We start from the raw sequence: 8584 nt of genomic DNA, 5'->3' as shown, positions 1-8584 counted from the left end.
CAAATTTAGTCGCTTTCATTCCATTAGAAAAGCTGCACCAGCGGACTTAACAGATTTTAGTACATTTATCACCACACAGAGTTTTTTATGCCCTTACGTTTGCCTTTTTTATAAAATTCCCAGCTCTGTTTTTCCTTCACATCTTGAAAATACTTACTTTTGTGAGATAAAAAGTTAGAGTTATGTCACAACCATTGGCGGAACGGATGCGCCCGAAAACGTTAGACGATTATATCGGGCAAAAACATCTGGTGGGAGAAGGTGCCGTATTGAGGCGGATGATTGATGCCGGGCGCATCTCTTCCTTTATATTATGGGGGCCTCCCGGAGTGGGGAAGACCACGTTGGCACAAATCATAGCCAACAGGCTGGAAGTGCCTTTCTATACCTTGAGTGCAGTCACTTCGGGAGTGAAGGAAGTGCGTGATGTCATCGAAAAAGCTCGTGGCGGGCGTTTCTTTTCGCAGCAGAGTCCGATTCTTTTCATCGACGAAATACACCGTTTCAGCAAGTCGCAGCAAGACTCGTTGCTGGGCGCTGTAGAAACGGGGGTGGTTACCTTGATAGGTGCCACTACGGAGAATCCTTCGTTTGAGGTAATCCGTCCGTTGCTTTCAAGGTGTCAGCTGTATGTGCTGAAATCGTTGGAGAAAGACGACTTGCTGGAATTGCTTCACCATGCGCTGGAGAAAGACGCGGTGCTGAAAGAGAAACACATCGAATTAAAGGAAACCGATGCGATGTTGCGCTATTCGGGAGGAGATGCGCGTAAGTTGTTGAACATTCTGGAACTGGTGGTAGAAGCGGACGACTCGGACCCGATTGTCATTACCGATGGGAAAGTGGTGGAACGCCTGCAACAGAATCCTTTGGCATACGACAAGGATGGTGAGATGCATTACGACATCATTTCGGCTTTCATCAAGTCGATTCGGGGAAGCGACCCGGACGGTGCTTTGTATTGGCTTGCCCGTATGGTAGAGGGGGGAGAAGACCCTGCCTTCATTGCCCGCAGGCTGGTGATATCGGCTTCGGAAGACATCGGGCTGGCAAACCCGAATGCGTTGTTGCTTGCCAATGCAGCATTCGATGCCGTAATGAAGATTGGCTGGCCCGAAGGGCGCATTCCGCTGGCAGAAGCCACCGTCTATCTGGCTACCAGTCCCAAGAGCAATTCGGCATACATGGGCATCAATGAAGCGATAAGTACGGTTCGCACTACCGGAAACTTGCCTGTGCCACTCCACTTGCGCAATGCTCCTACCAAGCTGATGAAGGAGCTGGGATATGGGAAGGAATACAAGTACGCACACGATTATAAAGGACATTTTGTAGAACAGCAATTTTTACCCGACGGCATCCAGGGACATCGTTTCTGGCATGCGCAGGAAAACCCTGCCGAACAGAAGTTGAAAGACCGGATGGTGCAGTTGTGGGGAGAGCGGTTTAAAGAATAACAAAGAAAAGTAATTATGAAGATTGTAGTATTAGACGGATATACATTGAATCCGGGAGAACGTGAATGGGAAGAATTGAAAGAACTGGGCGAATTGACGGTACACGACCGTACGTCACAGGAAGATGTGATAAGGAGGGCAGAAGGGGCTGATGTGGTATTGACCAATAAAGTCGTGCTCGACCGTTACACGTTGGAACATTTGCCCGATTTGAAATACATAGGTGTGTTGGCTACAGGGTATAACATCATTGATCTGGAGGTAGCCCGTAAGCAGGGCATTGTTGTGACCAACATTCCGGCATACAGCACCGATTCGGTAGTACAGATGGCTTTTGCCCATATCCTGAACATTACATTACGCGTGGGGCATTATGCAAACGAGGTGCACAACGGTGTGTGGAGTGCACAAAATGATTTTTCTTATCGCGACACTCCGCTGGTAGAGTTGGCCGGGAAGCGCATCGGGCTGGTCGGTTTCGGGCATATCGGTCAGGCTATGGCTAAGGTGGCTTCGGCATTTGGCATGAAAGTGGTTGTTTGTCCGCATAATATGGATATGAAATTGCCGAAAGAATACGAGAAGGCGAAATTGAATGATGTGTTTTCTACTTGCGACATCGTGAGCCTGCATTGTCCGCTTACATCTGAAACGAAGGAAATGGTCAATTCGTTCCGTTTGTCATTGATGAAGAAAGGTTCGATTTTAATCAATACCGGCAGGGGTGGGCTGATAGACGAGAAAGCATTGGAACGTGCTTTGCTGAGTGGAAAACTGCTTGGGGCGGGACTTGACGTACTTTCATCGGAGCCTCCTTCGCCCGGGAACCCTTTATTGAAATTGAAAAATTGTTTCATTACGCCTCACATTGCCTGGGCTACTCAAGAAGCGCGTGAACGGTTGATGAAACAGGTAGTAGACAATCTGCAGGCATGGATTGGGGGGAAACCTATTAATAATGTATTGGAAAACTAATCAATTATGATGACGAAAGAAGAACGTGTGGCGAAAGCTGTGTCTTTATTTAAAGAAGGATACAATTGTGCACAATCGGTGGTAGGGGCATACGCCGACCTTTATGGCTTTACACCCGAGCAGGCGTTCCGGATGTCGGCTTCGTTCGGTGCCGGAATCGGACGGATGCGTCTGACTTGTGGAGCGGCATGTGGCATGTTTTTGCTTGCCGGACTGGAACGTAGTGCAGTCGTGGGAGCCGATCGTGCAAGCAAGTCTGCCAATTATGCTTTGGTGCAAGAGCTTGCCGCAAAGTTCAAGGAACAGACCGGTACGTTGTGTTGTGGAGAATTGTTGGGCTTGTCGAAAAAAGAGCCTGTAACCTCTGTTCCCGAGGAGCGCACGCCACAATATTATGCCAAGCGTCCTTGTCCGAAAATGATAGAGTTGGCAGCTCGTATCTTCGGTGACTTTTTGGAAGGACAAGGACATTTTTCGAAGTGAATGTTACGTTCAGAACATTTAAAGAGTTGTATTTTGCTTGTTTTTTCTTGATAAGCTGAAACTTTTTCAAATAAGCGTGCATAGATTTGTTTTTTTTAATTACTTTTGCAAGGGACTACGCAGACTTTTCTGAGTTAGTTTTTTATGTTTACTATTTAAAAGCAAAAGACTATGTTAAAAGAAAAAGCAGGTGTTATCGCCGGACAAATCTGGGAGGCACTGAATGGGAATGAAAAAGGCATGACTCAAAAAGAGCTGAAAAAAGCTACGAAACTGAAAACAGAGAAAGAATTGTTTTTAGGTTTGGGTTGGCTGTTGAGAGAAGACAAGATTGAAGAAAAAGAAGATGAAGCAGGTGAATTGACTTTTGTGTTGAAATAAGTAAAATCTTGCGGTACAGAAAAAGGCGTTGAAGAAGTCATCAGGGATTTTTTCAACGTTTTTTTTATGATTTTGGTGAGAAGCTGTTTTGAATTTCTCCAAAAAGTTTTTCTTGGCTTGATGTATTCGTTTTCGTGTGTGCTTTGGGCGATTTTTTGGTCCTTTTCGCTCCTGTTCTTCGTCAGATAGCCCGCTATCTTCCTCATCACAGAAGCGAAAATGCCTCAAAAACTCATCCCAAATCATCGCACGATAAATTCAAAACAGCTTCTGAAAATGAATGTCTGCAAACTGTCAATGCATACTCCTAAAAAATGAATATATACTGCATACGCGGTTGAATATATACTTCATCTGCCTACGGATATATACTTCATCTGCCTACGGATATATACTTCATCTGCCAATACAGTAGTACTGACTTTGTCAAGTAAGTGCATTCCGTAGTCAGATGCAGTAATATGGAAACCACTTATGCCGTTATCTTCATTGTCAAAGGGTATGTATTGGTTGTTTGCGGACATTCATTATTGCTCTTTTTATCCGATGTAAAGACTCAGTTCAATATAAAGAGCGGTCGGATGCTCGTTGTCACCCTCTTCAAATTGGATTTTTCCTTCGCGTGCCAACCAGCCGATTGCGGCATTTAGTTCACGGTCCCGTAAGCCTGTAGCCTTTTTTAATTCCTGGTATTCCCATTTTCTGTTGTCACCATAGAGTATTTTCCAGATGACTCCTGCGCTTTCGCCGATACTTTGCATGTTCATAGTCGTATGGTTTTTAAGATGAATGGTTCTGTTTGGGTCAGCGTTTTTTGATATTTCTGCCTAAACTTTGATACAAATATACTGAATTTAGCGATAAATTCCAATATTTTTTGTAATTTGGTGGCAAATAACCTATATGTTTAACTTTTAATTCTTATGGCTTATGAGAAAATATTTGGCAGAAATGCTCGGGACGATGATTCTTGTCCTGATGGGATGTGGCAGCGCTATCTTTGCAGGGAATGCGGCAGATGCTCTTGGTGCAGGCGTAGGAACGTTGGGAGTTGCTTTGGCTTTTGGTTTGTCGGTGGTAGCTATGGCGTATACCATCGGTAATGTTTCGGGATGTCATATCAATCCGGCCATTACGTTGGGTGTATGGATGTCGGGTCGTATGAGTACCCGTGATGCAGCAATGTATATGATTTTTCAGGTGATAGGGGGCATTATCGGTTCGTTGCTCCTGGTACTTCTTGTTTCTACCGGAGGGCATGGCGGACCTACCCTGTCTGGTGCGAATTCGTACGACTCTGGAGAAATGGCCCAGGCTTTTATTGCCGAGGCAGTGTTTACCTTTATTTTTGTATTGGTGGTATTGGGTGCGACTGATGAAAAGAAGGGAGCGGGTAATTTTGCCGGACTTGCCATTGGCTTGACTTTGGTTTTGATTCACATTGTATGTATTCCTATTACGGGGACATCGGTCAATCCTGCACGTAGTATCGGTCCTGCCTTGGTGGAAGGCGGTCAGGCACTGGAACAGCTTTGGCTCTTCATTGTAGCACCTTTCGTAGGAGCTGCGTTCAGTTCGCTGGTATGGAAGACCATTGGTGGAGGACGGGTAAACCGGTAGTGTCATATATATAATAAGGAGAAACACAAGGATGCGTCATTTATGTATTTTTTTGACGCATCCTTTTTTTAGTGGTTTTGCCATAAATCTGCAAAAGCCGATGCGGAGGTTATTTCATCCTTCCTGAAAATATCCGTAAAGTCGTTTCGTTTATTCAAGAATATAGCGTAACTTTGCTTGTGAAATAACTTAATGGTAAGAAAAATGAAAGTAGGATTGTTTGTTCCCTGTTACATCAATGCCGTCTATCCCGAAGTGGGGGTTGCCTCCTACAAGCTCCTGAAAAGCCTGGGGGTGGATGTGGATTATCCATTGGACCAGACCTGTTGCGGACAGCCGATGGCAAATGCAGGGTTTGAAATGGAATCGAAAGAGCTGGCAAAGCGTTTCGATAGATTGTTTGAGGGGTACGATTATATCGTCGGGCCTTCTGCCAGTTGTGTGGTGTTCGTACGCGACCATTATGGCAATTTGCTGAAAGAGGAACCGCACCGTTGTGCTAGTGAAGGCAAGATTTACGATATTTGCGAGTTTATCCACGATGTGATAAAGCCGGATTCGCTTCCGGCATCGTTCCCGCATAAGGTCAGCATTCAGAACAGTTGTCACGGGGTGAGGCTGATGCACCTTTCGTCGCCCAGTGAACTGAACGTACCTTATTATAATAAATTGCGCGATTTGTTGTCGTTGGTAAAGGGTATCGAGATTGTAGAGCCTGAGCGTCCGGACGAATGTTGTGGCTTCGGAGGCATGTTTGCCGTAGAAGAACACGATGTGTCGGGGCGTATGGGGCGCGATAAGGTGCAACGGCACATCGATACGGGTGCCGAGTATATCGTAGGAGCAGACAGTTCGTGCCTGATGCATCAGACAGGCATTATTGAGCGCGACCATCTGCCTATCAAGACCATTCATATTGTTCAAATTTTAGCTGCAGGATTATGAGTACGAAACATTCGAAAGCTGCCGGAGCGTTTCTGAAGAACCGTGAGATGGCTGCCTGGCACGACGAGACGTTATGGATGGTGCGTGCCAAACGGGATAAAATGAGTAAGGAGGTTCCTGAGTGGGAGCAGTTGCGTGATGCGGCATGTGCCCTGAAGATGTACAGCAACAGTCATTTGGACCAGTTGTTGCAGGAATTTGAGAAAAATGCACTTGCCAACGGGGCATATGTGTATTGGGCAAAAGATGCCGATGAGTATTGTAAAATTATTTATAATATCCTGAGCGGGCATCAGGTGAAGCATTTCATCAAGAGCAAATCGATGCTTGCCGAGGAGTGTGGGCTGAACGAGTATCTGGAAGAAAAAGGAATCGAGGTGGTGGAAAGTGACTTGGGCGAACGCATCCTTCAACTGATGCACAAGCGTCCGAGCCATATCGTGATGCCTGCCATTCATATCAAGAAAGAAGAAATCGGTGAATTGTTCGTGCGTGAAATGGGTACCGAGCCAGGCAATAACGACCAGACATACCTGACTCATGCAGCACGCAAGAACTTGCGCCAGAAGTTCATTCATGCGGAAGCAGCCATGACGGGTGCCAATTTTGCGGTGGCATCGACCGGTGAATGTGTAGTGTGTACCAATGAAGGGAACGCCGATATGGGCACTTCGCAGCCCAAACTTCAGATTACGGCTTTCGGGCTGGAAAAGATTGTTCCCGACCGTGAAGCTTTGGGCGTATTTACCCGTCTGTTGGCACGTTCGGGCACAGGGCAGCCCATTACTTCATATACGTCGCATTACCGTAAGCCACGGAAGGGAGGCGAGTTGCATATCATCATTGTAGATAATGGGCGAAGCCAGATTCTTGCCGACCAGGAGCATGTGAAGACGCTGAATTGCCTGCGTTGTGGTGCGTGTATGAATACTTGTCCGGTGTACAGGCGTTCGGGAGGTTATTCGTACACCTATTTCATACCGGGACCCATCGGCATCAATCTGGGTATGCTGAAGGCTCCTTTGCACTATTATGACAATGTTTCGGCATGTTCACTGTGTTATTCGTGCCAGAATGTGTGTCCGGCAAAGGTTGACCTTGCCGACCAGATTTACCGTTGGCGCCAGCGCATGGACGGCTTGGGTGTGGCAAGCAAGGAAAAGAAGCTGATGTCGGGCGGCATGAAGTTCCTGATGGAGCGTCCTGCCTTGTTCAACTTTGCCTTGAAGAATGCTTCCATCGCCAATTCGCTTCCTCGCTGGACATTGTACAACGGCATGAATGACTGGGGCAAGGAGCATGAGATGCCGAAGTTTGTCAAAGAGAGTTTCAACGAGATGTGGAAGAAAGGAAAAGTTTGAGTATAAGGGGACTGGTTGACCAGATACTAGGTGACTAGGTTTTAGATACTTTTTGTGGGCGTTGACAAAGTAATGCTATTTAGAACCTAGTCAACTAGTACCTGGTACCTGGTTTCTTAAATAAAAAAATAAACAATGAGCAGTAGAGAAGATATATTACAGAACATACGCCGCAATACGCGGACACGTTATGAGCGGCCGGACTTGACATCGCTGGAAGAGGAAGCTTTGACTTATGCGGATCCGGTTGGCCAATTTTGTAAAATTATGGTACAGATGGGCGGTAAAGCCGTTGTATTGGGAAAGGAAGACGATTTGAACGAAGTTATCCTGCAATTGTATCCGGATGCCAAACGCATTGCGTCCATTCTGAAAGAAGTGCCTACAGGTGAAAAAATCCAACTTATCACCTGTGCGACTTTCCATCCGGATGAGGTGGAAAATCCGGGAGAACTGGACGGTACAGACCTTGCCATCGTTGATGGCAGGATTGGTGTATGCGAAAACGGTGCTGTCTGGTTGCAGCAGGATGTGGAACAACGTGCCATTTACTTTATTTCGGAGGCACTGGTGATTTTGCTGGACCGTAAGAATCTTGTCAACAACATGCACGAGGCTTACAAGCGGATTGATACGGGCGAATATGGTTATGGAGTCTTTATGTCGGGACCTTCGAAGACTGCCGATATTGAGCAGGCTTTGGTTATGGGAGCTCACGGTCCGCGTAGCGTGACCGTGATATTGTTGTGACCAGAGATGTGCAGGAACCAATGAGACTATTCGAAGAAAGCGTTGGGATAATGTACCAATCCGTGTATTTCTTTTAGTCCGTCCGGTTCCAGTTCGATAGCCATGCAACATTCATCGGGGGCATTGAAAGGAAATTTTATGCCATAGGATGAAGCTTTCCGGTAACCAAATCGTGGATAGTAATCCTTATGCCCCAGCAACAGGATAGCTTTGTAACCCAGCAGGGCTGCCCGTCTGTGGGCTTCACGCAGGAGCATGCCTCCGATGCCTTGCCGTTGAAATTCAGGCAATACAGACAGGGGAGCGACACTAAGTACGGTGGTCGTGCCTTTTTCTGATACGATTCCCACTTTTGAAAGCAGGATGTGTCCTACGATTTTTCCTGTGTTTGTTTCTGCCACCAAAGACAGTTCCGGAATATAGGCCTCTGATTGCCGCAGGCGTTCCACCAGTAAGTGTTCTGTATGGTCGCTTTCCGGTACGTTTAGAAATGCCTGTTCGGTCAGGCTACGTATGAAGGGAAAATCCTTGCTTTTTTCTTCTCTGATTGATAGGTCGTTTCTCATTTTTTGTTTATAGCATAAAGCCCCGGCATCTGCCGGTTCTGGTGTG

11 protein-coding genes are annotated in these 8584 nt (G+C 46.4%); 8 read left to right on the top strand and 3 right to left on the bottom strand.

The window, feature by feature from the left end; all coding sequences use genetic code 11:
* The first annotated feature begins 182 nt into the window (after positions 1-182).
* The 4 genes from H9625_RS13580 to H9625_RS13565 all read left to right on the top strand — a co-directional run bounded on the left by H9625_RS13580 (position 183) and on the right by H9625_RS13565 (position 3296).
* Positions 183-1457, top strand: coding sequence for a replication-associated recombination protein A (locus H9625_RS13580; RefSeq protein WP_191764835.1), 1275 nt, complete (start codon positions 183-185; stop codon positions 1455-1457).
* Positions 1458-1472: 15 nt separating this feature from the next.
* Positions 1473-2432 (top strand): D-2-hydroxyacid dehydrogenase, encoded by a 960-nt coding sequence (locus tag H9625_RS13575; RefSeq protein WP_022040289.1) that lies wholly within the window; start codon positions 1473-1475, stop codon positions 2430-2432.
* A gap of 9 nt (positions 2433-2441) precedes the next feature.
* Positions 2442-2915 carry a C-GCAxxG-C-C family protein gene (locus tag H9625_RS13570; RefSeq protein WP_087209755.1) on the top strand — a complete coding sequence of 158 codons (474 nt, stop codon included), beginning with the start codon at positions 2442-2444 and terminating at the stop codon, positions 2913-2915.
* A gap of 171 nt (positions 2916-3086) precedes the next feature.
* Positions 3087-3296 carry a winged helix-turn-helix domain-containing protein gene (locus H9625_RS13565; RefSeq protein ID WP_022040287.1) on the top strand — a complete coding sequence of 70 codons (210 nt, stop codon included), beginning with the start codon at positions 3087-3089 and terminating at the stop codon, positions 3294-3296.
* Between the two features lie 350 nt (positions 3297-3646).
* Here H9625_RS13565 and H9625_RS13560 read toward each other — a convergent pair whose 3' ends face one another.
* Complete coding sequence (locus H9625_RS13560) at positions 3647-3820, bottom strand: hypothetical protein (protein ID WP_191764833.1); 174 nt, start codon at positions 3818-3820, stop codon at positions 3647-3649.
* Between the two features lie 15 nt (positions 3821-3835).
* A complete protein-coding gene (locus H9625_RS13555; protein ID WP_022040285.1) occupies positions 3836-4063 on the bottom strand; it encodes a winged helix-turn-helix domain-containing protein in 228 nt (75 codons plus the stop codon).
* 163 nt (positions 4064-4226) lie between these two features.
* Between H9625_RS13555 and H9625_RS13550 the strand changes: the two genes are divergently transcribed.
* The 4 genes from H9625_RS13550 (at position 4227) to H9625_RS13535 (ending at position 7972) form a co-directional block, all read left to right on the top strand.
* Complete coding sequence (locus H9625_RS13550) at positions 4227-4916, top strand: MIP family channel protein (RefSeq protein WP_087209746.1); 690 nt, start codon at positions 4227-4229, stop codon at positions 4914-4916.
* A gap of 204 nt (positions 4917-5120) precedes the next feature.
* Positions 5121-5861 carry a (Fe-S)-binding protein gene (locus tag H9625_RS13545; RefSeq protein ID WP_087209744.1) on the top strand — a complete coding sequence of 247 codons (741 nt, stop codon included), beginning with the start codon at positions 5121-5123 and terminating at the stop codon, positions 5859-5861.
* Positions 5858-7222 (top strand): lactate utilization protein B, encoded by a 1365-nt coding sequence (locus H9625_RS13540; RefSeq protein ID WP_022040283.1) that lies wholly within the window; start codon positions 5858-5860, stop codon positions 7220-7222. The genes H9625_RS13545 and H9625_RS13540 overlap by 4 nt, the downstream gene beginning before the upstream one ends.
* A gap of 135 nt (positions 7223-7357) precedes the next feature.
* Positions 7358-7972, top strand: coding sequence for a LutC/YkgG family protein (locus H9625_RS13535; RefSeq protein ID WP_022040282.1), 615 nt, complete (start codon positions 7358-7360; stop codon positions 7970-7972).
* Positions 7973-7998: 26 nt separating this feature from the next.
* On the opposite strand, the gene H9625_RS13530 is transcribed toward H9625_RS13535, so the two are convergent.
* Positions 7999-8538, bottom strand: coding sequence for a GNAT family N-acetyltransferase (locus H9625_RS13530; protein WP_191764831.1), 540 nt, complete (start codon positions 8536-8538; stop codon positions 7999-8001).
* Positions 8539-8584: the final 46 nt, after the last annotated feature.

Origin of the sequence: Phocaeicola intestinalis (assembly GCF_014837065.1) — a bacterium.
GTDB classification, from domain to species: domain Bacteria; phylum Bacteroidota; class Bacteroidia; order Bacteroidales; family Bacteroidaceae; genus Phocaeicola; species Phocaeicola intestinalis.
Note: the sequence above shows the minus strand (reverse complement) of the source record. Positions and strands in the feature narration are given on the sequence as shown.